This is a genomic window from Rhizobium sp. NXC24, assembly GCF_002944315.1.
In the GTDB taxonomy this organism is placed as follows: Bacteria; Pseudomonadota; Alphaproteobacteria; order Rhizobiales; family Rhizobiaceae; genus Rhizobium.
The window spans coordinates 170,803-195,589 of the sequence record NZ_CP024314.1 but is presented as its reverse complement, the minus strand read 5'-3'; the positions used below and the strand labels follow the sequence as shown (position 1 = coordinate 195,589).

Below are 24,787 nucleotides of genomic sequence, written 5' to 3'. Positions count from 1 at the left end.
GCGACGCTGGTGGGACTGAAAGAATCGCTATGCAGTTGTGAAGCATGATCGTGCGTTCCAATCCTTGCGCCCGCACGACAGAAAAGCTGCGCGGTCTCAACCTCAAGCTTTGGTAGTTCGTGACTCTCAGGCCCTACAGGTTTATTTATTATGCTGTAGCGGGATCGCTAAATTGAGGGAGGGCGGCATGTATAATCTGATCGTCTCCAGCAGAGAAGAACCGTGGGACGGAACGCCATTTGAAATCGATTTAAGCAGATGCATCAGCATCTTTGAGTACACAGAAAAAGCGATAGCCGATAGATTTGACGTAACGACAGAGGCGTCGCAGCTACAGCTCATGAGGCTGCCGACCATATTTGCTCACGAAACTTTCCGTGAGCGCGCTCCACATTTTGGCATTATCCGAGACATTGCCATTCGCCAGAAGCTGGTTCACATCGACTATGAGATTCAACCTCTTCCAAAGTTTCTGAGCTGGCAGGACATGACGGATAAGCATTTTATCCTCGACCTTGGCGATTGGGAAATGAACCGCACGCATTGGGCGGTTAAGGACCCGAATTTACCCAAAGAACTGCAGCGACTGGGAATTACCCTGCCCTCCTGGACGAACCCCGTGGGGCGCGCGATAAACATAAACTCGCATCGCTTCGATGTCGGTTTGTCGTTTCCCGCTGAAGCAACGGGCCTGGTTGCAAAAGTTGCAACTCAGCTTGAAAAGAACATTGGGCCCCACTCTTACTTTTATGACTACAATTACCAGGGACAACTGGCGAGGCCGACAACCGACCTTCTGCTGCGGGACATCTACCAGAACCGTTCCAAGCTGATCGTCATATTCATCGGCTCCGACCATCAGTCCAAGACTTGGTGCGGTATCGAATGGAACACTATTCAGCAAATTGCTGCTCAAAGAGCGCATGATCGCGTCATGTATGTTCGCCTCGACCATGGCGACGCGGAGAGTATTCTTGGAACTGATGGGTACCTGGATGCTTGGGAATTCAGCCCGAGCGAAATAGCCGATGCAATTGCCCAGAGAGTTCAGTTTCTCTAACTGGCAGGTCCATCGTCGTCGATTTGTCCATCATCAGGATCCGCGAACACACGTCGATATCGAACCGGTATCGACGTGTGCTTTATGACGCCGCACGCCGATTCTTCTCATAGCTGCGTCCGAGATCGTATTTCGGCAGGACGCCAAAAGCAGCACGATACTCCTGAGAGAAGCGGCCCTGATGTATAAACCCCCAGCGGCGCGCGATTTCACTGACCGTCGCGGATGGCATGGCAGTCAACAGATCTTGGCGTGCGCCATCAAGACGGAGCTGCCTTAGGTAAGCCATTGGGGTGACATTCAAAAATCGTCGAAAATTGATCTGCAGCGCCCGCACGCTGACACCCGCTGCCGCTGCCATGTCCGTGATCGTAATCGGCATTGCGATATGTGCTCTGGCGAACTCCAGCGCTCTTCGAAGCTGGCGAGGGGCAATTGTCTGCACCCGCGATCCGGTGTCAGAAAGCGTATGGGGCAGATTCTGCACCATCAGCAGACAGAACATCTCTTGGAAGCTGGTCAGGGCAATGGGAGAAATCTCTAGGTTTTGATCGGCGCAAATCTCATCTCGGAAGAACCGCATGAGCTTGAAAAGATGCGCCGCCGGTCCCGCCGTCAGGTCCTGCAGGGGAACGAATTCGAAATCGACAGGCGGCAGACGTTCGAAGGTGCTGGTCAGGGCCGCGTGTACCGCGCTCCTCGGGACGCAGAATCCTTCGGCAACGGAGCCTGCGTGAATATTCACCGCGGAATAGCGGTCGGCCGTCGTCAGCAGTCCCGTGCAGGGCGTGATAGCATGCCTTATGCCGCCTGTTGCCAGATCGTAGCAGGTTCCATGCTCGAGGAAAAACATGAAGTCATCATTCTCGATCGTGACGGAAAAGGCGCGGTCCGTTGAGCTCGCCCCCACCCAGCCCACCAGCTCGCCAGCGCCATGAACACCGAATGAGAAGAGACCGCGGCTGTCGGTACTGAGAGGCCGATAGAAATTGTCCTGCTTTTCGCCAGTAAGCCATTCGGAGACTTCACTCGTTGTGAGTGACGTCGCCTCGAGTTTAAGCGTCAAAATTTCGGTCAACTTGCCCTACCCAATTCTCTGATTTTGTCGCGGTTAGGCCCCCATCTGCGTCTAACGAGAAATTGATTTGACATCAAACAGGCTTTTCAATGTCGACGACGTTTGGGGCAATAGGGTTTTGTAATGACGGCCTCGCATAAGCACGCATAACGTTTAGTTTATGACCTATTGCCACATTTTGCGGTTGCTCTATGTATCGCTTAAAGGTCAATGCATAGTTCAATGGCGCAGACATATTCCACGCTGATGTTCAGTTTCTCGACGCTCGACTTTCCTGAAAAAGATCGGTTTCACGCTTGGGTCAGAGACAATCACTGCGATTGCATCTTGCGGAGCGATGATTCCATTGCGTTCAACGCCGAAGCAACCGGCGCTGCTCTCGGTCCTCTTATCTTGTCCGGGAGACGGTGGCTCAATCGGACCCGGTCTTCGGCTTATGAAATCAATCGAAGCGGGCGGCACATACGGACCGACGGTCAGGATTTTTTTCGGTTCACCTTGATGGTGAGTGGCCGATTTTTGTGTCGATGGAACACGCCTCAACCCATAAAAGCGGCGGGGGATCTGTTCGTCCTTGACGCCGCTCAGGTGAACGAAGGCCTGGTCGAGGCTGGCGACGTGATCTCTTTGGTAGTGCCGAGAGATCTCCTGCCGCACCGGACCGCGCTTTTGCACGGGCAGACGCTGCCGGGTGGCGTAAGCCGTCTTCTTGGCGACCATCTGCTTTCGCTGTTGCGAAACCTTGCAAGCCTTACCGAGCATGAGATTCCCTATGTCGTTCAATCGACCCTGCAGCTTCTGACCGCCGCAGTCTCCCCGACACCGGATGCTTTGGTTGAGGCGAACGGTCCGATCCGAAATGCGCTGCGTGAGCGGATCCTGCGCTACATCGATACGCATTTGCTGGATGTCGATCTGACGCCCGATCGGATCTGCCGGGAGGTCGGCCTGTCGCGGGCAAAACTCTACCAATTGTTCGAAGGCAGCGGCGGTGTCATGCGGCAAATACAGCGCCGCAGGCTGCGTCGCGCCCACCAAGTGCTGGCAGACCCCAGCCGGCCGCAGCCGCATATCGCCGAGATCGCCTGGAGGCACGGCTTCTCGAACGAGAAATACTTCTATCGTCTGTTCAAGACCGAATTCGGCCACACCCCCGGCGAGACGCTGGAGAACATTCGCGCCGGCGCCGTACTGAAACACGCCGCTCCCCATCGTCAAGACCATGTCAATCGGCCTTCGGGTTGGACATTGCCGTTCGGTGTGCCGGGCAATTGAAAATAGCCGATCGCATGCGGTGCAGGATCGTCCATAACAAGTGCACTTGCGTTTAGATTTCGGAAATCCACTGTAATCGGCCACGGCGCCACGTTATGCGAATATCCCGACTCCAATAGAGGTCCCATCATTGCTGGACAGCATGCCACAAACGACGGCCAGGCCGCGTCGGATTATCAACAGAGGACGTTTCGCTTTGCATAAGACAATTCTGTACGCTTTCGCCTTTGCCACTATCTCCCTCAGCTCCGCCCATGCCAGTCCATGCTCGCAGCATTATCAAAGCAGCGGCGTTCCTCTCGTAACCGCTGTGACCTACAAGACCTGGATGGAATTCCCATCGGTCAACCCCACTGTTGCCTTTGACAAAGTATCCCGAGCGGTCCTGGCGGAAGGCTTTGTCGATGTGAATGCCGAGAAACAACTCCGCACGCTGACGGCCCAACAGGAAACGACCGGATCCGGACGTCCGCAGACTTTGCGAGTCGTCGTCAGGAAGAGCGGCAAGGGCAGCCGCGTCGATGCTCTTTTCATGGTGCCGCAAGGACAGGTTGCCCCCAGCATGAGCGACAACCTTTGCCGCGTCGTCAACTCTGTGGCCGATTGAGCGCCTTTTCTCGACGGTCATCGTTCCAGGAACAGCCGGCGTACATCTCCGGCGGCCCTTCTGAACGGGCCGCCATCGCCTCAGTAGAAGCTTACGCAACTGCCTGTGCGCCTGTTATCTCCACCAATGAGCCGCACATAAACTCCGCTTCGTTCGAGGCGAGGAAGGCGACGAGCGCCGCCACTTCTTCCGGCCTGCCGATCCGGCCGAAGGGAACCAGCCTGTCCAGGTCGGCGATGGTGCGGCCCGAACGAATGACGCCGGCCTCCAGCATCGGGGTGTGAATTTCACCCGGGCAGACGGCGTTGACCCGGATTTTGTGGGGCGCGTAGTCGCGTGCGAGATTCTGGGTGAAGGAGGCAACAGCGGCCTTGGTCACGTTATAGGCAATATGGTTCGGCGCGGGATGGAGACCCCACTGCGAGGCCGTGTTGACGATTGCTCCGCCGCCTGCCTCGATCATATGTGGAATGACCGCTTTGCAGAGATGGAACATGGAATCGATGTTCACCGCGAAGCTCAGCCGCCAATCCTCCTCCGTAACGGAAAGCAGATTGCCGCGGCGGTTGATCCCGGCATTGTTGCAAAGAATGTCGATATGCCCCTTCCTGCCGATAACCTCCGCGATGAGTTCGCGGCAGGACTCGCCGTTGGCGATGTCCGCCACGATGGCTGCCGCCTCTCCATGGGCTGCCTCAATTTCCGCGACGACAGTGCTGGCGGCATCACCGTTCATGTCGGTGACCACGACATAGGCGCCCTCGCTTGCCAGCAGCTTGGCGATCGCCGAGCCGATGCCTCCACCTGCACCCGTTACGATCGCAACCTTGTTTTCAAATCGCTGCATTTTCTATCCCCCTATCGAATGTAGCTGCCGCCATTGACGTCGAGCGTTGCGCCGTTGAGCGAGCGCTGGGACGGCCGGAGAACAAAGGCGGTCAGTTCCGCGACTTCCTCCGGCAACGCCATAGCGCCGATGGGAATGTCGGCGACGGCAGCCGCCTCGCCATTCTTGGCGATGAAGTCCTCGGCCATGTCGGTCCGTATCCAGCCGGGAGCTATCGCGATGGCCGTCACGCCGTCCCCGCCGAAACTCCGCGCGATGGACTTGGTGAGATTGATCAGCGCCGCCTTCGATGCGCCATAGGCCATCGCGTCGGCCGAATAGCCGCGCTGACCCGCGCGGCTGGCGATATTGATGATCCGTCCGCCGCCATTTTGCTTGAAATGCAATATGGCGTTGCGGCTGAGGTCGGCAGCAGCGAACAGGTTGACCTGGAATTCGCCTTGCCAGGCGGAATGCCAAGTCTCCAGGCTGTCGGTCAGGGCGACCTCCGTGCGGATGCCCGCTGCATTCACCACGGCATGAATACGTCGCGCGGCATGCACTGCCTTGCTCCATAGTTCTTCCGGACCTTCTCGCGAGGAGAGATCTCCCTGAACCACGTGTCCTTTGCCACCGATCCTTTCGAGCAGCGCATGCGCGGCTGCCTCATTCCGAGCGAAATGGATGATCGGCGTCGCGCCTTCAGCCGCCAAGCGTTCGACGATGGCTTGGCCCAAGCCGCCGGATGCTCCGGTGACCAGGACATTCATGCGATCTAGCGGATTGTCCATAACCATTCCTTCTCCCAATTCACTTGATGTACCAGCCCCATGGCTCTTCGCTGACGAAACGGGTGATCTGCTTGGTTTCGAGATAGTTGTCGAGGCCCCAGCGACCCAGCTCGCGGCCAATGCCCGACTGCTTGTAGCCGCCCCATGGCGCCTCGGTGAACGTCGGTTGCGAGCAATTGATCCAGACAATGCCGGCACGCAGGGCCGCCGCGACGCGGTCGGCGCGGGCGTCGTCCTTCGACATGACGGCAGCGGCGAGACCAAACCTGCTGTCATTGGCAAGCGCCACGGCTTCATCTTCCGACTTGAACGGTCTTACGCAGACGACCGGGCCGAAGATTTCCTCCTTCCAGGCATCGCTGTCGAGAGGCACGTCGGTGAGGACGGTCGGCTCGACATAGTATCCCTTGTTGAAACCCGCGGGACGCCCGCCGCCAACCGTGACCTTCGCACCATCAGTACGAGCGTTCTCGATTGCGGCCAGCACCTGGTTCATCTGCTTCTCCGACACCATCGGCCCGAGCAGCACGCCCGGTTCCTGGCCATCGCCGATCTTGATCTTCTTCGTCTCCTCGACAAGGCGGTCCATGAACCGGTCATAGATGCCTTCCTGGACGAGCACACGCGACGTCGCCGAGCAGACCTCGCCCTGATTCCAGAAGATGCCGAACATGACCCATTCGACCGCCGCGTCGATGTCGGAATCTTCGAAGACGATAAAGGGCGACTTGCCGCCAAGCTCAAGGCTGACGCGCTTGATGTCGCGCGCCGCCGCCTGCATGATCTTGGAGCCGACTGGCCCCGAACCGGTGAAGGCGAGCTTGTCGACATCGGGGTGGTCGACCATCGCCTGGCCGGCCACCGAGCCTGCACCCGTCACGATGTTGAGGACGCCCGGCGGCAGGTCGGCAGCTTGTGCGATCGCGCCGAGTTCGAGCGCCGTCAGCGAGGTCAGTTCGGCAGGCTTGAGGACCATGGTGCAGCCCGCAGCCAGCGCCGGCGCGACCTTCCAGGCGGCCATCAGCAGCGGAAAGTTCCAGGGAATGATGGCGGCGGCGACACCGACAGGTTCCTTGACCGCCTTGGAGACGAAACGGCCGTCGGCGAGCGTGATTGCTTCCTCCGGCTTTTTGTCGAGACCCTCTGCGAGGTCGGCATAGAAATCAAAGCAACCGGCAGCGTCGGCGATGTCCCACTCGGCTTCCGGCAAAGGCTTGCCGTTGTCTATGGTTTCCAGCCGTGCCAGTTCCTGCAACCGATCGCGGATACCGGCGCCGATCGCCCGAAGGTATTTTGCCCGTTCGGTGCCGGGCATCTTTGGCCAGGGACCCTGATCGAATGCGTGCCGCGCCGCCCGGACGGCAAGCTCGACATCTTCCGCCGTGCCCAGCGGGCCATGATGAACGACCTCTTCGGTCGCGGGATTGACGATCGGGAAGGTGCCGCCTTTGAGGGGGCGCGTCCATTGCCCGTCGATATAGAGTTCCGTGCGCATTGGTGTTTCTCCCGTGTTGAACGTGTCAGAAGCGGTCGACGCGATAAGGCCTGATGTCGAGCGGCGGCGGCGCGCCCGTGGCAAGATCGCCGATGATGCGGGCCGTGGTCGCCGCATAGGTCAAGCCAAGATGCCCGTGGCCAGTGGCGTAGAGGAGGTTGGTGATCTTGGCAGAGCGACCAATGATCGGAACCGTGTCGGGCAGTGCGGGTCGGTGTCCCATCCACTCACTGGTGCCTTCCACTTTCAGGCCGGGGAGAGCTTCGCGAGCGCGCTTAACCAGTACTTTGGCACGCTGGTAGTCCGGCAAAGCATCCAGCCCTGCCATCTCGACGGTCCCGCCGACACGCAGGCCACCGGCGGTCGGGGTCACCATGAAGGCTTTTGCAGGCCAGATGATCGAATGACGAAGACCAAGTCCGGGGGACATGATTTGCGTATGGTATCCGCGTTCGGTCTCGAGCGGGATCGGCTCTCCGAACTGTTTCGATATGCGCGCCGTGAAGGCTCCGGCGCAGAGCGCGAGCTGGTCCGTGCCGATGGCACGGCCATCTGCGAGCCTGACGGCATCCACACCCGAAGCCGAACTGTCGAATCCAGCGACGTCGCCCTTGATGAATTTCCCGCCAAGTTCCTTGAACTTGTCGAATATGCCGACCACCAGCTTGTAAGGATCGCGAATGGAGCGATTGTCGGGAAACAGGACTGCCCTAGTGATCCGATCACTGATCTCCGGCTCCAGCGCGCGGACATCATCGCGCCCGAGATGCCTGTGCACAAAACCGAAGCGTTCGAGAATTTCGATATGATCGCGGTCGGCGGCAAGTTCGGCATCGTTGGCGTAGAGCGCGAGGCACCCTTCCTCCGTCAGCATGTCAGACAGGCCCGTGTCTCGAAGGAGCGGAAGCAAATCCTCGTAGACACGCTTGCAGAGTGCGGCTCCCTGCCCTTCGAGCTGCCTCAGCTTGGATCGCCTGCTGGCGGCCAGGAAGCGCGCGAACCAAGGCGTGAGTTTCGGCATGTAGGACGGCCGTACCCTCACCGGCCCTTCCGGATCGAGCAGCCATTTCGGCATCTGTTTCCAGATGGCGGGGCGCGACGCAGGCATGAACTCGGTGACGGCGATGGAGGCCATGTTGCCGAACGAAGCACCCCGGCCCGGCTCGTCCCGGTCGACAATGATCACTGACTTGCCGCGGCGCTGAAGCTCATAGGCGATGGCAACGCCGATGATACCCGCTCCGACCACCACAAGGTTCCGTTCCGACTTCATATTCTCAACTCTCTCCGGGAGGCTTTCTCAGACGGTGGTCATCCAGGTGTCAGCCACCGTGAAACCCTGCTGATAGGGGTCCGTCGGATCCATGCCCATCTGGTATAGGCCGGTGATCCAAGCCTGTCCTGCGATGGCGGGAACGACGGCATCGTAGCGGCCGACCTTCGCCAGCCCATCAATGGTGCAGGTAAACCTGCTGCCCGTGATCGATTCATGGATGAGGGTTTCTCCCTCCTTCATGAGACCCTTGGCATGCAGCAATGCGAGCCTTGCCGACGAGCCCGTGCCGCAGGGCGAGCGGTCGCAGCGGCCCGGCGAAACGACGACGCAATTTCTTGAGACGAGTTGCCCGTTCTCGCGCCGCAACGGCCCCATGAATTCGGTATTGGTGATACCCGGAATGGCGGGGTTTTCGGGATGCTCGACGGCAAGTTGTTCGGCGGCCGCGAACTTCAGCTTCTGGCCAACTTCGCAGAGATCGCGCGCTTCGGAGGGATCGATCGCAAAGCCGAGATCGGCGGCATCGACCATGGTGTAGGTCATCCCGCCATAGACGATGTCGACGCGCACGCTACCAAGCCCGGCGACCTCGATGTAACGGTCGATGTGGTAGCAGAACGCCGGCTGGTTCACGAGGCGGACGCTTGTCACCTTGCCGTCCGAGCATTCGCACCGAACGCGGATCAGGCCTGCCGGCGACTCCAATGTCAGGTTGGTGACGGGTTCCTGCATCGGCAGGATCCCCGTTTCCAGAAGAACCGTCGCCACGCACATCGTATTCGACCCGGACATAGCAGGGTACTCAGTCGTCTCGAGGATGACGTAGCCCATATCAGCATCCGGGTGGTTCGACGGCAGGACGATGTTGGCGTTGTGCCAGACGGCGCCGCGCGGTTCGAACAGGACCATCTTGCGGATGTCGTCCATCTGAGCTTCGAGATGGAGCTTCTTGTCGAACATCGTCTTGCCCGGCACCTGGCCGACTCCACCGACGATGACCTTGCCGCTTTCGCCCTCGGCATGGCAATCGACCACGGACAGGACTTTCTTGAAGCGCATCTCAAATCTCCCCCGAATACCAATGAAATCGCGGAGCGGCAGCACGCCACTCCGCAACGTCGGTTACCAATTCAGGATCGGTTCCATCGCCGCCTTGAATTCCGCCTTCTCGGCATCGGTGAGCGGGCCGAGCGGCGCGCGGCATTCGCCGACGGGCATGCCCTGCAATTCGCAGCCATATTTGATCTTCTGCACGAACTTGCCTGACTCGAGGATGTTCATGGCGCGGTAGAGCGTCTTCATCATCTCGCGGGCCTTGCCGAGGTCTCCCGCCTTATAGGTGCGGTCGAGATCGCAGCATGCCTTGGCCATGCAGTTGGACGGGCCGCAAATCCAGGATTCGGCGCCCCAGAACATAAAGTCGAGCGCAATGTCGTCCGAGCCGCTGACGAGCTGGATCTTGCCCTCGTAGCGGCTGGCGATGTCGACGGCGCGCTGCAACACGCCGGAGCTTTCCTTGATGCCAATGACGCGCGGATTGTCAGCGAAATGGTCCATCAGTTCGAAGCTGATGTCGGAACCGTCCTTTGCCGGATAGCTGTAGAGGACCAGATTGACATCGACCGCATCGAGCACCGTTTCGTAATGCTTGATGAGCTCTTCCTGGGTCGGGCGGGTGTAGAAGGGCGGTGCGAGCAGGACAGTGTCGTAGCCGATATCTTTGGCCATCGCCGTCTGCTCGATCACCTCGCGGGTGGCAGGCGCATTGGTCCCGGCAATCAGGATTTCACCTGGCTTGGCAAAATCGCGGACGAACTTCAGAACATCGCGCCGCTCTTCGTTGGACTGGCTGAAATATTCCCCGGTCGAGCCATTCGGAACCCAACCGGTCACCCCCGCTTCGCGCAAATGGGCGAGAAGCTTCTCGAAGGCCTTGAAGTCGATCCTGTTGTTCTTGTCGAACGGCGTGACGAGAGCGGGCATGACGCCTGAAAGTTTCATTGGGTGTCTCCGGTTTCAATAATTGGGCACGTGCGACTAGTACGCGCTCCCGGCGCGGTGTCGTACTCGACAGGAAGCGGCCGAAGACATCGGATCTTACGGACCAGCGGGCGGCTGAATTCTGTCGTCTCGATGTCGACTGAATATTTATGTCGTCTTGATGTCGACAAAGTCAAGCATAAAAATTAGCATGCCGAACGCTATCCAACGCGTCTGCGGTGATGGACTACGACAAGAAGCGTCCGACCGAGAAAACAGGGAAGGAAGGTGCAGGATGTTGGGAGAATGTCTCGTGCAGGGGGCGCAAGCTGGCGAGGTTCTGTTCGCGAATATCGGCCTTAGCTTCATGGGAGGGGTGAACCCGAAAACGGGAGAGGTCATCGACACCCATCATCCCCTTAATGGCAAAAGCGTATGCGGAAAGGTACTGGCCATTCCCAGCGGACGGGGATCATGCGCCGGGAGCCTTGCGATATTCGAGCTCCTGATGAACGGGCACGCCCCGAAAGCCCTCATTTTCCAGCACAGGGAGACGATCCTCACCCTTGGCGTCATCATAGCCAAGGAGCTTTTCGACAAGGGGATTCCAGTTGTTTGCCTCAAACCCGAGGATTTCGCGTCGCTGGCAAGCGCCTCCCACGCGGTCGTGCGGCACGGTTCAGTCGAGGTCCTCGATACTCCACCATCTTCGGTGTCCGGCGGGGATGACTTGCCACACCTCGACCTAGATGGCTTCGATCTCACGGAAAACGATCGCCATTTCCTTGCCGGGGCGTATGGGGAGGCTGGAAAGGTCGCGATGCGGATCATCATACGCACCGCCCAGCTCGAAGGTGCCAACAGCCTCATCGATATCGACATGGCGCATATCGACGGATGTTTCTATCACGGCCCGGCAGGGTTGGAATTCGCCAAAAGGCTCCTCGATTTGGGAGGTCGTGTCAGGGTGCCTTCGTCTATGAACGCCCTTTGCGTCGACCGCCGCCAATGGAAACACCTCGGAGTCGACGACAAAATGGGCCTCCCATCTGACGAGCTGGCGGAAACCTATGTGAAGATGGGCGTCAAGCCGACCTACACCTGCGCTCCCTATCTGCTCGACGGCGCGCCGGTATTCGGCCAGCAGATCGCGTGGGCGGAGTCAAACGCGGTCGTCTTCGCAAATTCCGTCCTGGGCGCGCGGACGATGAAATATCCCGACTACCTCGACATTCTGGTCGCCATCACGGGACGCGCGCCGAACGCCGACTGCCATGTGGAATCCAAGCGCCTTGCGACGCTCAGGATCGATGTCCCACGGCCGCTCGAACCGGACGATTCCTATTACCCTGCGCTGGGATACCATATCGGAAAGATTGCTACGAACGACATACCTGTGATTTGCGGGCTGGAAGACCTGGCGATTTCGCGTGATGACCTCAAGGCGTTCGGCGCAGCTTTTGCGACCACCTCCGCGGCGGCGATGTTCCATATCGTAAGCATTACTCCGGAAGCCGGGACTGTCGAGGAAGCAACGGGAGCTTCCGATTGCAGAAGCCATATCGTCAGTGTCGAGGAATTGACGGAAACCTGGCACGAGTTGAACAACGCCGTCACACCAGACGTGGACCTCGTTTCCCTCGGCAATCCCCACTTTTCGCTGACGGAATGCGAGCGACTTTCCAAACTATGCGCCGGCAGAAAAAAGGCTGACGGCGTCAGTCTCATCATCACCTGCGGACGCGACGTGTTCGAAAAGGCAAAGGCTGCAGGTTATGTGAAGACAATCTCCGACTTCGGCGGCAAGTTCATGAACGATACCTGCTGGTGTCTGATCGGCGAACCTGTTGTGGCGCGTGAAGTCAGAAATATCCTGACGAACTCAGGAAAATATGCCCACTACGGCCCCGCCGCGGTCAACAAGGGCTTCTATTTCGGAAGCTTGGAGCGGTGTGTGGATGCCGCATGCAAGGGTTATGTCGATCTCGCCCTTCCCGCTTGGCTGTCCGTCTGACAAAAGTCTCCGCTTGATTTCCTGTTCCAATGCCGAAACTTGTTGACCGCAAGAATTGTAGTTTTAATGTCGACAAATAACTCAGCCTGCTTCGGCAGGCAAAAAACGTTGCGTGCGGCGCAGAGTCAGGTCATTGACAACAGGTGACCACCGCGAAACGCGAGGCAGCGATTTAGGAGTACAGGATGCGAGAACAGCGCACCGATCAAAAAGCCGAAACGCCCAAGGAGACGGGCAGCTCTCGTGTCTACCAAAAGCTCCGCGATGATATCCTGCGCGTTCATATCGCTCCTGGCGCTCCTCTGGATGAAATAAGTCTCAGCGAGCGCTTTGACCTGTCGAGATCGCCCATTCGGGAAGCCCTGGTCCGGCTTTCAGGCGAAGGACTGGTTCAAATTCTGCCGAACCGCAGCACGATCGTAACGCCGATGGAATTCGACAAAATGCCGGAATTCCTGGATGCCCTGGATCTTTTGCAGCGCGTGGTAACGCGCCTTGCTGCACTACATCGCACGAGTGCGGACTTCACAAAGATCCGTGCCGCCCAGAAAAACTACGAGGTCGAGGCTCAGAAGGCGTTGATCTCCGGTGATTGCATCGGAATGATCGAGAAGAACTTCGAATTTCATATGTCCATTGCCTACGCCTGCAGAAACTCCTACTTCGCCGATTCATATCGCCGCCTCCTGCAGGAGGGGCGACGCCTCTTGTTCTTTCATTTCAAATATCAATCGCTGGATCCGAACCTCTCCGTCGAAGAGCTGGCGGAAGGCCATACGGCAATGGTTGCCGCCATCGAGGAACAAAATGCCGACGCCGCGGAACATCAGGCGCATTTGCATGCTGTCCAGTTCAGAGGCCGGTTCATGGAGTTCCTGAACCAGAATCTGACGGCCAAGCTCTCACTCGATTATGGGAAATAGACCGCCGCTCCGATGCGTTTCTAATATCCAAAATAGCTGACCATTAGGTCAATCTGCGAGTCGAGCATGCCTGCGCCATAGCGGATTTCGCAACCGGCCGCTTGGGCGGCTTTCAGCAGCGGCGTTTCGCGCGGCTTCATAATGATGTCGGCGACCATGATGTCCGGCCGCAGTTCCGAGACGTCGACCGGCAACGGGTCCTTGTCCGGATATAGGCCGCATGGCGTGGCGTTGATCAGCAAATCGATATCAGCGAGATGGTTGCCCGAGGTGGTGACATCGAAATCGGGATAACGCCTGCTGATCTCGTGGACCAGCGCCTGAGCGCGCGCGCCATCGACGTCGCTTACCCGAAGGGAACGGCAACCGGTTTTTGCCAGACTGAATGCAATCGCTTTCCCGGCACCACCGGCCCCGACCAACAATACTCTTCGATCGCGGGCATCAACCCCTTCATTCAGCACGCCGCGAAGGAAGCCTCGCCCATCCAAATTTGTCGCGATCATCCGGCCGTCGTCGGTTCTCCTGATCACGTTGGCGGCCCCCAGCTCGCTGGCAACATCATCGGCTTCGTCAGCAAGCTCAAGCGCCTGCTCTTTTAGCGGTACGCTGACGACGATTCCGCCCAGATTCTTTGTCCGCTTCATCGCCGACCAGCCGAGCACGAAATCCTCTGGCGTATAGTGAATTGGCACCATCACAGCATCGATGCCCCGCGCAGCGAAGACCGGATTGATCACCTCGGGCGTCCTGACGTGTCCGATCGGATCCGCCAGCATATAGAAAATCTTCGTCTTTCCGGAAATCATGCGCGCAAGCCTTTCTGCAGATTTGAGCATCCTGTGTGATGCGCAATTTTCAAATCCTTGCATATTGCCTATGGAATGTCGACATTAGATATGCAATATCTTTTTCAGCAGTCAAGCGCGGTCCTGGACAAGTGCCAGCTGAAGCGGAAGCGGTTTGATGAGAGCCGTTCGACTGCTTGAGCAAAACCGGAGATCCCCATGCCCGTCGTCAGAGTTGAAATGTTAAGTGGCCGTAGCCAGCAGCAAAAGAATGAAATTGCCGAGGTCTTCACGAAGGAACTTGCCAGGATCGCGGGCTGCGGGATCAAGGACGTGCAGATCGTTTTCAGTGAAGTCGAAAGAGGCAACTGGGCGGTCGGCGGCGTCATATCAACTCCCCATGCGGCAGCCTCCAAAGCAAGTTGAAGAGGCATAGCCCGTGAGCGATGTGACGATCATTGGCGGTGGTATCATAGGCGTATGTACGGCCATTGCTTTGCAAAATGAGGGTTTTTCGGTCGAACTCGTCGATCGTGGAATTGCAACCGAAGGCGCAAGCTACGGCAATTGCGGCCTTCTTGCCGTGGGAGAGGTGGTTCCCATTTCCAAGCCCGGGGTCATCACCAAAATACCGAAATGGCTGCTCGATCCGGAAAGCCCGCTGTTCGTGCGCCCAAAGGAGATGATTACGCAGATGCCCTGGCTGCTGCGTTTCCTTTGGTCCGGACGGCGAAAGCGCGTTCTTGAGATTGCCAAAGCTATGGCGCCTCTGACGAACAGGGCAGAGGACGACTATAAGGCATTGTTTGCGCAAGTCGGCATATCCGACAATCTTGTGCCGGCAGAGAACATCATGGCCTTCAACTCCAAGGCCGATTACGAAGCCGATCAGTTTTCGTGGGACCTTCGTCGGCAGCATGGCTTCAATCACAGGTTCCTCACAGGTGAGGAATTGCGATCACTCGAACCGGCTCTCGACGGCCCGATTTCATGCGGGGTGCTGCTGGAAGGGTGGTTGCAGTTCTCCGATCCAGGGCTGGTGCAACAGCGGCTTACCAAGTTCTACGTCTCGCGAGGCGGCAAGCTTCGTACTGCCTCCGTCGAGCGCATCGAGACGGATGGCAAAAAGGCGGTGACCGTTCATCTCGCAGGCGGAGAAAGGCTGAGCATTCGCCGTCTGGCAATCTGTGCCGGCGCCTGGAGCGGCAAGCTCGTGCGCCATCTCGGCATCGAGGTACCCATTGCGGCGCTTCAGGGATATCACCATCACCTGCCGAAACCGGGGGTAAAGCTTAACCGCGCCGTGCTTTACGCCAATGGCGGCTTCGTGCTGACGCCGATGGAAAGCGGTTTGCGAATTGGAGGAACCATAGAGGTTGCCGGCCTCGACCCGCGTCCGAACTTCGAGCGCGCCAACATTATTGCGCGCAAGGCAGTCGGCATTTTGCCGGGGCTCGACATCTCGGGTGGACAACAATGGATGGGGCCGAGGCCATTCATGCCCGACACTCTGCCCGTTATCGACCGCGCGCCAAACCATGACAACGTCGTTCTGGCATTCGGCCACGGACAGGTGGGAATGACCCTTGGCGCAACGACCGGCAGGATCATATCCGATCTCATCGCCGGCCGAACTCCGGGGTTGGATCTGTCCCCCTATCGTTCCACCCGCTTCTGACGCCGAGCGCAACAATCTCATGGGAACTCGATCAGACATGATGCATGCCTGAAAAGCCGGCCACGACGGTCTGTCGCGGCCGGCGCGTCTTCATCAAGACAGGCTTGGTTTGTCCCAGAGATTGAGCGATTGGCCGATGCCTTTTTCCTTGGCGCTCTGATACATTTCGAAGCCCCAGCTAATGTCGAAAACCGCCATACCGCAGGCGATGAAAATCACCCGCTCGGTCGCGCTCTCGCGACCCGGCTTCTTGCCGTTGACGACATCGCCAAGGCCGGTCGACTCTTTCAGCGGAGGCAGTTTGCCGGCATCGATCAGCCGATAAAACGGGCCGCCGATGACGCCGCTGTAATAGGCATCCTTATTGCCCGACGCGATTGCATCCTCGACATAGGCCTCCTGCAAAGGCGTATGGTCGTAGACGATCTTGCATCCGGTAAGGAAGGATTCGTCGGTATTGACCGGGCCTGACACGAGAATGGTTGCGCCGTCCTTGATCCATTCGTCCTTGAAATGAAGCGGCTTCAGGCGCGAGGCGGCGACGGTGATCACATCGGCGTCGCGAAAACCGGCCTCGGTTTCGTCCACGCCAACGGCTGTGACGCCGTATTTTCCTTCGGCCCAGCGGGCAAACTCGTTTGCCTTGTCCAGGAAGAGGTCGAAGCAGACAACCTTCTCGACCGCCTTGAGCTGAGTCATGATCGCCGTGAAACAAGCCTTGTTGATCGGACCACAGCCGACGACCGACACGATCTTCGCATCCGGATTGGCAAGGTGCTTCGCCGCCACGCCAGGCACGGCGCCCGTACGCGCCGCGCTCAGAAGATTCGCCGACAGCAGCGCCAGCGGCGCGCCGGTATCCTTATCATTGATCATCATCGTCAGAATGGAACGCGGCAATCCCTTTTCGGCATTGGCGTGGTTGGAGCCATACCATTTGTTGCCGCATACATCGAAGCGTCCACCGAGGTAGCCGGGCATCGCGGCGAAACGGCGGTCCGGCCCTGCGACCGGCATATTCGGAAACTTCGTCTCCTTGGGGAAAACGATGTTCATGCCGTGATTGTTGTGATTGGCGCCGCCCATCAGATAGTCACCCTCGCCAAGCAGGCTGAAGGTCTCTTCGCAGACGGTCACGCAACGTTCGGCGTCAAGCACGCCGGCGGCGATCATGTCCGGCTCTGAAAGATAGAGAAAGTCGATCTTAGGATACATTGGGGCAACCTTTTCTGAGAGGCGTTGAGCATTTCATGCAGTTTGCTGCCGCGGGCGCGAACGCCGCGTCAGAATTTGAGAAGTGGCGATATGTCGTAGAGGCGGCAGCCGGGGCTTCTCGCATTTGCGCGCATCAGGAAGTTCAGCTTTTCAATGCGCTCGCCCGAGCGGGGCGCACCGTTCTTCTGGAATGGGACTTGCAGGCCGACCGAGAAATCCATCACGACATCATCGACCACTCCGCCGGAGCGTCCGGACGGCACGGCGATCATCCCGTGCTCCTCGGCGAAGCGGTAAGCATCCATTGCTTCCGTGACCGTGCCGACCTGATTTGGCTTGAGGACAAAACCGTCCACGGCCCGCGTCTCATGAGCCCGTCGAAGCAGCGCCAGGTTGGTCACCGTCAGGTCATCACCCAGGACGATGGTGCGGTCCAATGCCCGAACAGCCTTGCTGTAGCCCGCCCAATCATTTTCATCGAGCAGGTCCTCGATGAAAACCAGGTTGAATTTCTCGGTCAGCGACTTCGCATAGGCAATCAGATCGTCCGATGAAACCCGCTTGCCTTTCAGGAGGTAAGTGCCGGTTTCCCGGTCGAACATCTCGCTTGAGGCACAATCGAGCGCGAAGGCGATCCGGCCGGCCAGTCCGCATTGGTCGATGGCCTTCTGCATAAGCCCGAGCACCACCTCAGGGTCGTCCGAGGGTGCCGCATAGCCGTAGGAGCTCGCTACCTGCGGCTTATGCCCCAGATGATCCTTCAATATGTCGGCAAGCTTCTCGAAAACGCTCACTGCCATTTCGATCGAATAGTCGACGCTGTCAGTGCCATAGGGGACGATCAGGAATTCGTTGAACGCCTGAGTGAACCCATCGTATCGCCCGCCATTGATCACGTTGAAACAGGGCACAGGCACGGTCTTGATCCCGCCGCCGGCAATGTGATCGTATAGTGGTATCCGGCGCGCATCGGCCGCCGCACGGAAAGCGGCGATGGACACCGAGTAAATGGTATTGCCGCCGAGATTCCTCTTGTCCGGAGTACCATCGAGCGCGATCATCTTCTCATCGATGGCGCGCTGGTCGAATACGTTCATTCCGATCAGCGCGGGACCGATGAGGTTCACCGCATTGTCGACCGCCTTATGGACGCTCAGTCCCTTGTAGGTCCTGGGGTCGCCGTCGCGCAGGACAAATGCTTCATACATGCCCACGGAAGTACCGGTCGGCGCGGCGCCCCGGCCGATCGCGCCGCTTTCGGTGCGTATCTCCACCTCGACGGCAGGGCGGCATTTGCAGTCGATGATCTGCTGTGCCCGGATGGATGCGATCCTGTCTTCCATCTTACGCACCCTTCAGTTCAGGAACGTAGACGATATTCAGGTCGCACAGATTGGTGCCCGTATTGCCGGTGAAGACAGTCGAGCCGACGGCGTTGAGCGCCTCGAAGCAACTGTGCTCGCGCAGCGCTTGATAGAGGCTGATCCCCTTGTCTGCCGCGCTCCGGAAGCTGGTGGAATCGGTGATGCCGCCGGCGACTTTGGCGGTGCCGTCGGTGCCTTCGCTGTCAATCGACAGCAGGCAGGCGCCTTTGGTCTTGGCAGCGGTAATGGCAAAACTCACAGCCATTTCCTGGCCGGGGCCGCCGTGCCCCCTGATCACGCTATTGTCCAGGATCTGCGTCGTCACTTCGCCCGAGCTGAGAAGCACACAGGGCGCTTTGACCGGATTGCCATAGGTCTGGATCTCGCGCGCCATCGAGGCAAAGAAGGTGCCGGCATCGCGACTTTCGCCTTCGAGGAAGGACGATACGATGATCGCCGGAATGCCCATCTCTTCGCAGACTTCCTTGGCGTAGATGCAGGAATCCGGCAGCGTGTTGAGCAGGAAGTAGGTGTTGTCGGGGAATACTTTGGGCGTTTCCTTTTCGGGGCCTGCATTCATCAAGTAATCGACGACGCTTTTGGGCAGGCGATCCGCCACATCGAAGTTGACAATGGTGGCGCGCGCATCGTCCAGGGTCGTCGCATCGGGGCCGATCGGCGTGCTCTTGTAGGCGGCATAGGGGACAGCAATGTCGCCCGTGGCCGGGGAACCGACGGCGTCGCTAATGCCGAAACCGATGAGTTCGGCGCCGACATCCTGAATACGCTTTGCCAGCATTCCACCGTTCAGCGCCGAGATATGACGGCGGACCGCATTGATTTCGTAAATTCCCGCGCCGGATTTCAGAAGAACATCGGTGGTATCGATCTCGTCCTGCAGGGAGATGCCCTCGATCGGGCAAGACATGAGCGCCGAGCTGCCACCGCTGATCACAGCGATGAAGAGATCGTCGGGGCCAGCCTGATCGACGATCTCGATAATCTTCCTCGATGCCCGGTGTCCTTCCTCATTCGGCAGAGGATGGCCTCCGACAAACACCTCGGTTTTGTTGAACCGATCCGTTTCCTCGTGGATCTTCACGATGGCGATGCCGCGCGTTAGATAATCGCCCAGCACATGATCGACCGCCATCGCCATATGATTGCAGGCCTTGCCGGCACCGAAGAGGTAGACGTTGCGCTTCCGGGACAAGTCCCATGACCGGGTGCCGATTTGAAGGACGCTGCCTTCCATGCGCATGATGCTTCTGATCCGCCGATAGCTGTCCAGCCTGTCAAGCGTGCGGTCGGCTATCTCGATCACGACTCGTCTGGAGGCTATGTCGCCTTGCGACAGGATTTCCTCTGAATTGCGTATTTTCTTCATTGTGCGGAACCCGACTTGATTGAGCCATTGCGGACGAGCGGCCCCACAAACGGACCGCAACGCTCGACCGCGATCCGAACGGTCTCGTCCGGGTCGCGCTGCCACCAGTCGAGTTCGGAGAAGATCTCCAGCTCGAAGGGTCCCTCATAGCCGATGTCATCGAGCCAGCCACGGATGCGCGGGATGTCGATGACGCCATCGCCGACCATGCCGCGGTCGCGCAGATTTCTCGTCGGCACCAGCCAATCGCAGAGATGGAACGTGTTGATCCGGTCTTTCCCGGCGCGCCGCAGTTCGCGTTCGAATGCCGGATCCCACCAGCAGTGATAGACATCCGCGACGAGGCTGGTGGCATCGGTGCCGAACTCGTCGATCATGTCATTCACATCGGTGATGAGATTCATGGCGCTGCGGTCGCCGCAATACATCGGATGCAACGGCTCAAGTCCGAGCTTAACGCCCGAGGACGCAGCATAGGGCGCCAGCTCGGCAAGTGCATCGTGGATGCGGCGGCGCTGCGCGCCAAGATCCTTGTCGCTCTTGGGAAGACCGCCCATGACCATGACGACACAGGGCGCGCCAATAGCGGCCGCCTGGTCGATGATACGGCGGTTTTCCTCGATCGTCTTCCTGTAGAGGGCCGGGTCGCTTTCGTTGACCCAGGCGCTGGTGCATAGCGACGCAACCCACATCCCCGCGTCGCGGAGATGTTTGACGGTCGCCTCGACGCCATAGTCATCCAGAAAATTGCGCCAGACCGCAATTCCGCTTACGCCATGGCGGGAATAGCCCTCGATCGCCTGAGGCATCGACCATTTCGGTGTGGTGATCTGATTGATGGCGAAGCGGGTAAGATCGTATTGCGTCATCACGCAGCCTCCCCGGCTCGGCGCACCTGCGTCGCCGTTATGTCGATGGTGATACCGTCGGCGGCGAAAACGACGCCGTGATGCTCCGCTGCGAAAGCGGGGGTAATCTTCCCATTCCAGAGGTCGTCGCGGATGAGATCGAGCGATCGCTTAAGTGGATTGCCATAGCCGCCACCGCCGGCCTGTTCGTGCCGAACCACCACGTTGCGCCCGATCGTCCGGGTGATCTTTGCCGGCAGCCTGGTATTCTCGCCCTCGGGATCGAGGATATTGACACATGGCGCCGCCGGTTTGCCGCCGAACAGGCCATAGGGCGGATGATCGTGGCGGTCGGCGCGGATCTGCAGGACCGCTTCCTCGGCAAGAAGGCGATATTGCCGAATAAGACCGAGACCGCCGCGATACTCTCCTGCTCCGCAGGAATTCGGGCGCAGGCTGTATTCGTCCATCATCATGGGATAGCGGACTTCGAGTGTTTCGACCGGCAGGTTCGACATGTTCTGCGAGGGGTTGGTCACGCCCTCGACGCCATCCTTGTTCCAACGGCCGCCCCAGGCGCCGTTGATCATGTCGACCAGAACGAAGGGTTCGCGCGTCGTCTTGTCCCAGCCGCCGAAAGCCAGCACCGTGTTGCCGCCCTCGCCGGCGGCCATGATCTTGCGCGGCGCGATTTGCGAGAGAGCACCGAGGACGGTATCAACGACGCGATATCCCGTGAGAGCACGGGCCGCCACCGCAGCCGGCATCAAGGGATTGAGAATGGATCCCTCCGGCGCCGAAATCGTGATGCAACGGTAGACGCCTGCATTGTTGGGCACTTCCTCGTCGAGCGCGCAGCGGACCGAAAGATAGGTCGCCGACTTGACGAAGGAGAGCGTCGAATTGATCGCCCCCTTGACCTGGGGAGAGGAACCGGCGAAATCGACGTTCAGATGATCGCCACTCACCGTCAGCTTCACCCTTATCGGGATCGCGTCGGTCGAGAACCCGTCGCCGTCGATGAAGTCCTCGAAGAAATAATCCCCATCCGGCCATGCCCGGATTGCCGCCCTTGTAAGCTGCTCGCCATAATCGATCAGATCGTCGAAATAGCCATCGAGCTCGTCGGCGCCGTAACGCTCGATTAGACGCAGAAGCTCGCGTTCACCGAGGTTGCAAGTCGCAAATTGTGCTTCGAGGTCGCCGAGAACGAGCTCGGGCAGGCGCACATTCTTGGTAATGATACGCATGAGCGTATCGTTGAGAACGCCCTTATCGTAGAGCTTCATAGGGGCTATCCGGAGCCCCTCCTGGAAGATCTCTGTGGAGTCGGCGGCGTTGGATCCGGGCACGCGTCCGCCGACATCGCAGTGATGCGCGATCACGACCGAGAAGCCCCGCAGCGTATCCCGGTGAAAGATCGGCCTGATCATGAAGATGTCAGGCAGATGCATTCCGCCTTCATAGGGATCGTTGAAGATGATCACGTCGCCCGGCGCCATATCGTCGGCGTAGCGCGCCATGATAACCGCCATGGCATCCGGCACGGCACCGAGGTGAAGCGCAACGGTCTTGGCTTGCGACAGGATGCGGCCTTGGCGGTCGCAAAGCGTGACGGAATAATCGAGAACGTCGCGCACGATCGGCGAGCGTGCCGTGCGCATCACGGCAAAGGCCATGTCGTCGACAATCGTATCGAGCGCGTTCTTGATGACGGCAAAAGTGATGGGATCGTTGTGTTTCTGAGCCATGAAGCGGTTCCTTCCCAGGGACTCAAGAGAGCGTTGCTACGACATTGCCGAACGCATCGAGATCGGCTTTTGCGCGCGGCGGGATGACGATGGTTGTGTCTGGGCTCTGGATGATGAGCGGGCCGCTGACGCCGCCTTTGAAAGTGCTGCGCTGATAGATCGGCGTGTCGATCCAGCCATCGGCTCGCGAAAAGTAGATTCTGCGAGTCGCCACTTCAGCTACGGCATCGTCCGGCGCATGTGGCTTGAAGGTGAGGCGATTGCCGGTGTTGCCGCTCGCATTGAGACGGATATTGACGATTTCCACGCCGTCATCGGACGCATAGCCATAGATCGCCCTATAGGCATCCCGGAACGCAGCCCGAAGCGAATCGCGATGCGCATCTGTAACGGTTTCCGGTAAGGCGATCGGCAGTTCGAAATCCTGGCCTTTGAAACGGAGGTCGGCCTCGAAGCCGCACTCGACCTGAGCTTCGCTGTAGCCCTCCTCCCTGAGGGAGGTGATCGCTTCGGCGCGCATGTCCCGGAGGAGTTCGTTGACCCGCGCAACCGGCAACTGGTCCAGCATGCCGTTGAGACTGCGCAGGAAATAGCGTTCGACCTTGGCGGCCAGCATGCCCGTCGCGGTGAAGACGCCCGGCGACTTCGGAAAAATCACGCGGGAGATGCCGAGGGTCCTCGCAAGATCGCAGGCGTGAACCGGACCGGAGCCGCCAAAGGCCAGGATTGCAAAATCCCGCGGATCGACACCACGTTCGACCGTGACCGCCTTGATCGTACGAGCCATGTTGATATTCACGACTTCGCGAATGCCAAACGCGGCGTCTTCGACGGAAAGCTTCAGAGGGTCGGCGAGATCACGCTTGATCGCGGCACGGGCGCCATCGACGTTAAGCTTCATCGTACCGCCGGCCAATGCCGGGGGCAGGAAACCGAGGACCACATTCGCATCCGTGACCGTGGCCGCGTTTCCACCAATTCCATAACAAACCGGCCCGGGGTCGGCGCCGGCCGAGATCGGCCCCACATGCAGCAGTCCGCCCTCGTCGATGCGGGCGATGGAGCCTGCGCCGCTGCCGACTTCGGCAACATCCACCGTCGGGACGCGCATCAGATAGCCGCCTGCCTTGATAAAGCGGCTGGGCGTCGAAATGCCGGCGCGAAACTCGTATTCATTGGCCCGCGAGAGCTCGCCTTTGTGAATGAGCGATGCAGAAGCGGTCGTTCCGCCCATATCGAAGACGACGAGATCCTTTTCCGCCATCACCTCGCCCAGCCGGCCGGCGCCGACGACGCCGGCGGAGCGGCCGGAGGAGATGAAGAAAACGGGTTTTTCCTGCGCCATTTTCGCGCTCGAAAGGCCGCCATTCGAATTGCTGATCAGGAGCGGAGCGGATACGCCGATTTCACGAAGGCCATTCTCGAGCCGTTCGAAATAGGCCCGCAGCGACGGCAGAACATAGGCGTTTACCGCCGTCGTGGAGGTCCGCTCATATTCGCGAATTTCGGGCAGAACGGAGACCGAAGCCGTGACCCACATATCGGGGAAATTGGCGCGCATGATCTCCAGCGCACGGGTCTCGTTCTCGGGATTGCGGTAGGAATTGATGAAGCAGATCGCGACGGATTCGACGCCTTCACTTTCGAAGAACCGACCGATTTCGATAATCTCGCTCTCGTTGAGCGGCTTTAAGATGCGTCCGTCTGCGGTCGAGCGCTCATCGACCTCCATGCGATAGCGGCGGGCGATCAGCGGAACGGCCTTCTCCCAGCTCAGGTCGAACATGGTCGGTGTGCGGACGCGGCCGATCTCCAGGACGTCCCGAAAGCCCTTGGTGGTGATCAACCCGGTCTTGGCGCCGACCTTCTGCAGAAGCGTGTTCGAACCGACCGTGGTGCCGTGGACGACCTCCACGACCCTGTCGACGTTCAATCCCGCCGACGCGGCAATCTGGCGGATGCCTGTCAGAACCGCTTCCTCGGGTTTTGCAGGGGTCGACGGCACTTTGGTGAAAAAGGTCTCTCCGCCATCACCGAAAAGAACCAAGTCGGTGAAGGTACCGCCGATGTCCACGCCTATGCGTGCATTGTTCATTGCTGTCTCCTGCGTTCTCGCGCCTTGAGGCGATTGGGAGCGATTGGACATGCGAGGTCGTTCGCCAGCAGCCGTGCCGCTGCTACCGATTGACTGGCCGATCGCCATTCGCTATAGAACTATTTAGTTTATTAAGGAGACAGCTAGCCCGTTTTAAGAGGCCAGTCAATGGCCAATTGCGGGGTTGACGCAGAAAATTGCTCATCAATATCAATGGCTTGATTGCCCCGCTCCGTCGGCGCGGGAACGCGGATTTATGCGATTTGCGAAGTGGGTCTCTTTGGGCTACGAAAGGTCCTTGCCCCGCGGCAGGCGTGAACGAGTACGCAACGGCGA

At 58.9% G+C, this 24,787-nt stretch carries 21 protein-coding genes; 7 read left to right on the top strand and 14 right to left on the bottom strand.

Annotation, left to right across the window (positions count from 1 at the left end):
- The first annotated feature begins 187 nt into the window (after positions 1–187).
- A complete protein-coding gene (locus tag NXC24_RS24920) occupies positions 188–1,060 on the top strand; it encodes a hypothetical protein (RefSeq protein ID WP_104826104.1) in 873 nt (290 codons plus the stop codon).
- 82 nt (positions 1,061–1,142) lie between these two features.
- Here the strand turns inward: NXC24_RS24920 and NXC24_RS24915 are convergent, their stop codons facing one another.
- Entirely contained in the window at positions 1,143–1,913 is a 771-nt protein-coding gene (locus NXC24_RS24915; RefSeq protein ID WP_245464148.1) for a helix-turn-helix transcriptional regulator, read from the bottom strand.
- 435 nt (positions 1,914–2,348) lie between these two features.
- Between NXC24_RS24915 and NXC24_RS24910 the strand changes: the two genes are divergently transcribed.
- Both NXC24_RS24910 and NXC24_RS24905 read left to right on the top strand, forming a co-directional pair.
- Positions 2,349–3,413, top strand: coding sequence for a helix-turn-helix domain-containing protein (locus NXC24_RS24910; RefSeq protein WP_348632777.1), 1,065 nt, complete (start codon positions 2,349–2,351; stop codon positions 3,411–3,413).
- 130 nt (positions 3,414–3,543) lie between these two features.
- A complete protein-coding gene (locus NXC24_RS24905; RefSeq protein WP_245464147.1) occupies positions 3,544–4,020 on the top strand; it encodes a hypothetical protein in 477 nt (158 codons plus the stop codon).
- A gap of 91 nt (positions 4,021–4,111) precedes the next feature.
- Here NXC24_RS24905 and NXC24_RS24900 read toward each other — a convergent pair whose 3' ends face one another.
- The 6 genes from NXC24_RS24900 to dapA form a co-directional block, all read right to left on the bottom strand.
- Positions 4,112–4,867, bottom strand: coding sequence for an SDR family NAD(P)-dependent oxidoreductase (locus tag NXC24_RS24900; RefSeq protein WP_104826101.1), 756 nt, complete (start codon positions 4,865–4,867; stop codon positions 4,112–4,114).
- A gap of 11 nt (positions 4,868–4,878) precedes the next feature.
- Positions 4,879–5,637, bottom strand: a complete 759-nt coding sequence (locus tag NXC24_RS24895; protein WP_104826100.1) for an SDR family NAD(P)-dependent oxidoreductase — start codon at positions 5,635–5,637, stop codon at positions 4,879–4,881.
- Between the two features lie 19 nt (positions 5,638–5,656).
- A complete protein-coding gene (locus tag NXC24_RS24890) occupies positions 5,657–7,132 on the bottom strand; it encodes an aldehyde dehydrogenase family protein (protein ID WP_104826099.1) in 1,476 nt (491 codons plus the stop codon).
- Between the two features lie 25 nt (positions 7,133–7,157).
- Positions 7,158–8,405 carry an FAD-binding oxidoreductase gene (locus tag NXC24_RS24885; RefSeq protein ID WP_104826098.1) on the bottom strand — a complete coding sequence of 416 codons (1,248 nt, stop codon included), beginning with the start codon at positions 8,403–8,405 and terminating at the stop codon, positions 7,158–7,160.
- Between the two features lie 27 nt (positions 8,406–8,432).
- The gene (locus NXC24_RS24880; protein WP_104826097.1) at positions 8,433–9,467 is read right to left on the bottom strand and encodes a proline racemase family protein; all 1,035 of its coding nucleotides are present in this window, start codon (positions 9,465–9,467) and stop codon (positions 8,433–8,435) included.
- A gap of 63 nt (positions 9,468–9,530) precedes the next feature.
- On the bottom strand, positions 9,531–10,409 hold the full coding sequence (dapA, locus tag NXC24_RS24875) for a 4-hydroxy-tetrahydrodipicolinate synthase (RefSeq protein WP_104826096.1): 879 nt from the start codon (positions 10,407–10,409) through the stop codon (positions 9,531–9,533).
- Positions 10,410–10,683: 274 nt separating this feature from the next.
- On the opposite strand from dapA, the gene NXC24_RS24870 reads away from it, so the two are divergent.
- Both NXC24_RS24870 and NXC24_RS24865 read left to right on the top strand, forming a co-directional pair.
- A complete protein-coding gene (locus NXC24_RS24870; RefSeq protein WP_245464146.1) occupies positions 10,684–12,402 on the top strand; it encodes an aconitase X in 1,719 nt (572 codons plus the stop codon).
- A 185-nt stretch (positions 12,403–12,587) separates the two neighbouring features.
- Positions 12,588–13,325 carry a GntR family transcriptional regulator gene (locus tag NXC24_RS24865; RefSeq protein ID WP_104826095.1) on the top strand — a complete coding sequence of 246 codons (738 nt, stop codon included), beginning with the start codon at positions 12,588–12,590 and terminating at the stop codon, positions 13,323–13,325.
- 20 nt (positions 13,326–13,345) lie between these two features.
- Here the strand turns inward: NXC24_RS24865 and NXC24_RS24860 are convergent, their stop codons facing one another.
- Positions 13,346–14,104, bottom strand: coding sequence for a shikimate dehydrogenase (locus NXC24_RS24860; protein ID WP_281060758.1), 759 nt, complete (start codon positions 14,102–14,104; stop codon positions 13,346–13,348).
- Positions 14,105–14,332: 228 nt separating this feature from the next.
- On the opposite strand from NXC24_RS24860, the gene NXC24_RS24855 reads away from it, so the two are divergent.
- Both NXC24_RS24855 and NXC24_RS24850 read left to right on the top strand, forming a co-directional pair.
- Positions 14,333–14,539, top strand: coding sequence for a tautomerase family protein (locus tag NXC24_RS24855; RefSeq protein WP_104826094.1), 207 nt, complete (start codon positions 14,333–14,335; stop codon positions 14,537–14,539).
- Positions 14,540–14,552: 13 nt separating this feature from the next.
- Positions 14,553–15,791: an FAD-dependent oxidoreductase gene (locus NXC24_RS24850; protein WP_104826093.1), complete on the top strand. Its 1,239-nt coding sequence runs from the start codon at positions 14,553–14,555 to the stop codon at positions 15,789–15,791.
- 93 nt (positions 15,792–15,884) lie between these two features.
- Here NXC24_RS24850 and NXC24_RS24845 read toward each other — a convergent pair whose 3' ends face one another.
- The 6 genes from NXC24_RS24845 to NXC24_RS24820 all read right to left on the bottom strand — a co-directional run bounded on the left by NXC24_RS24845 (position 15,885) and on the right by NXC24_RS24820 (position 24,451).
- Positions 15,885–17,006, bottom strand: a complete 1,122-nt coding sequence (locus NXC24_RS24845) for a tyramine oxidase subunit B (RefSeq protein ID WP_104826092.1) — start codon at positions 17,004–17,006, stop codon at positions 15,885–15,887.
- A 68-nt stretch (positions 17,007–17,074) separates the two neighbouring features.
- Positions 17,075–18,349, bottom strand: coding sequence for an enolase C-terminal domain-like protein (locus NXC24_RS24840; RefSeq protein ID WP_104826091.1), 1,275 nt, complete (start codon positions 18,347–18,349; stop codon positions 17,075–17,077).
- A gap of 1 nt (position 18,350) precedes the next feature.
- Entirely contained in the window at positions 18,351–19,757 is a 1,407-nt protein-coding gene (locus NXC24_RS24835) for a DUF4147 domain-containing protein (RefSeq protein WP_104826090.1), read from the bottom strand.
- Positions 19,754–20,626: a sugar phosphate isomerase/epimerase family protein gene (locus tag NXC24_RS24830; protein WP_104826089.1), complete on the bottom strand. Its 873-nt coding sequence runs from the start codon at positions 20,624–20,626 to the stop codon at positions 19,754–19,756. The genes NXC24_RS24835 and NXC24_RS24830 overlap by 4 nt, the downstream gene beginning before the upstream one ends.
- Positions 20,626–22,356: a hydantoinase B/oxoprolinase family protein gene (locus tag NXC24_RS24825; RefSeq protein ID WP_104826088.1), complete on the bottom strand. Its 1,731-nt coding sequence runs from the start codon at positions 22,354–22,356 to the stop codon at positions 20,626–20,628. The genes NXC24_RS24830 and NXC24_RS24825 overlap by 1 nt, the downstream gene beginning before the upstream one ends.
- Positions 22,357–22,378: 22 nt before the next feature.
- Entirely contained in the window at positions 22,379–24,451 is a 2,073-nt protein-coding gene (locus NXC24_RS24820) for a hydantoinase/oxoprolinase family protein (RefSeq protein ID WP_104826087.1), read from the bottom strand.
- Positions 24,452–24,787: the final 336 nt, after the last annotated feature.

Excerpts from the sequence above, each read along its gene's own strand:
- NXC24_RS24920 (WP_104826104.1), top strand. The coding sequence starts at position 188 with ATGTATAATCTGATCGTCTCCAGCAGAGAAGAACCGTGGGACGGAACG.
- NXC24_RS24915 (WP_245464148.1), bottom strand. The coding sequence starts at position 1,913 with ATGTTTTTCCTCGAGCATGGAACCTGCTACGATCTGGCAACAGGCGGC.
- NXC24_RS24910 (WP_348632777.1), top strand. The coding sequence starts at position 2,349 with ATGCATAGTTCAATGGCGCAGACATATTCCACGCTGATGTTCAGTTTC.
- NXC24_RS24900 (WP_104826101.1), bottom strand. The coding sequence starts at position 4,867 with ATGCAGCGATTTGAAAACAAGGTTGCGATCGTAACGGGTGCAGGTGGA.
- NXC24_RS24895 (WP_104826100.1), bottom strand. The coding sequence starts at position 5,637 with ATGGACAATCCGCTAGATCGCATGAATGTCCTGGTCACCGGAGCATCC.
- NXC24_RS24890 (WP_104826099.1), bottom strand. The coding sequence starts at position 7,132 with ATGCGCACGGAACTCTATATCGACGGGCAATGGACGCGCCCCCTCAAA.
- NXC24_RS24885 (WP_104826098.1), bottom strand. The coding sequence starts at position 8,405 with ATGAAGTCGGAACGGAACCTTGTGGTGGTCGGAGCGGGTATCATCGGC.
- NXC24_RS24880 (WP_104826097.1), bottom strand. The coding sequence starts at position 9,467 with ATGCGCTTCAAGAAAGTCCTGTCCGTGGTCGATTGCCATGCCGAGGGC.
- dapA (WP_104826096.1), bottom strand. The coding sequence starts at position 10,409 with ATGAAACTTTCAGGCGTCATGCCCGCTCTCGTCACGCCGTTCGACAAG.
- NXC24_RS24870 (WP_245464146.1), top strand. The coding sequence starts at position 10,684 with ATGTTGGGAGAATGTCTCGTGCAGGGGGCGCAAGCTGGCGAGGTTCTG.
- NXC24_RS24865 (WP_104826095.1), top strand. The coding sequence starts at position 12,588 with ATGCGAGAACAGCGCACCGATCAAAAAGCCGAAACGCCCAAGGAGACG.
- NXC24_RS24860 (WP_281060758.1), bottom strand. The coding sequence starts at position 14,104 with ATGCTGGCGGATCCGATCGGACACGTCAGGACGCCCGAGGTGATCAAT.
- NXC24_RS24855 (WP_104826094.1), top strand. The coding sequence starts at position 14,333 with ATGCCCGTCGTCAGAGTTGAAATGTTAAGTGGCCGTAGCCAGCAGCAA.
- NXC24_RS24845 (WP_104826092.1), bottom strand. The coding sequence starts at position 17,006 with ATGTATCCTAAGATCGACTTTCTCTATCTTTCAGAGCCGGACATGATC.
- NXC24_RS24840 (WP_104826091.1), bottom strand. The coding sequence starts at position 18,349 with ATGGAAGACAGGATCGCATCCATCCGGGCACAGCAGATCATCGACTGC.
- NXC24_RS24835 (WP_104826090.1), bottom strand. The coding sequence starts at position 19,757 with ATGAAGAAAATACGCAATTCAGAGGAAATCCTGTCGCAAGGCGACATA.
- NXC24_RS24830 (WP_104826089.1), bottom strand. The coding sequence starts at position 20,626 with ATGACGCAATACGATCTTACCCGCTTCGCCATCAATCAGATCACCACA.
- NXC24_RS24825 (WP_104826088.1), bottom strand. The coding sequence starts at position 22,356 with ATGGCTCAGAAACACAACGATCCCATCACTTTTGCCGTCATCAAGAAC.
- NXC24_RS24820 (WP_104826087.1), bottom strand. The coding sequence starts at position 24,451 with ATGAACAATGCACGCATAGGCGTGGACATCGGCGGTACCTTCACCGAC.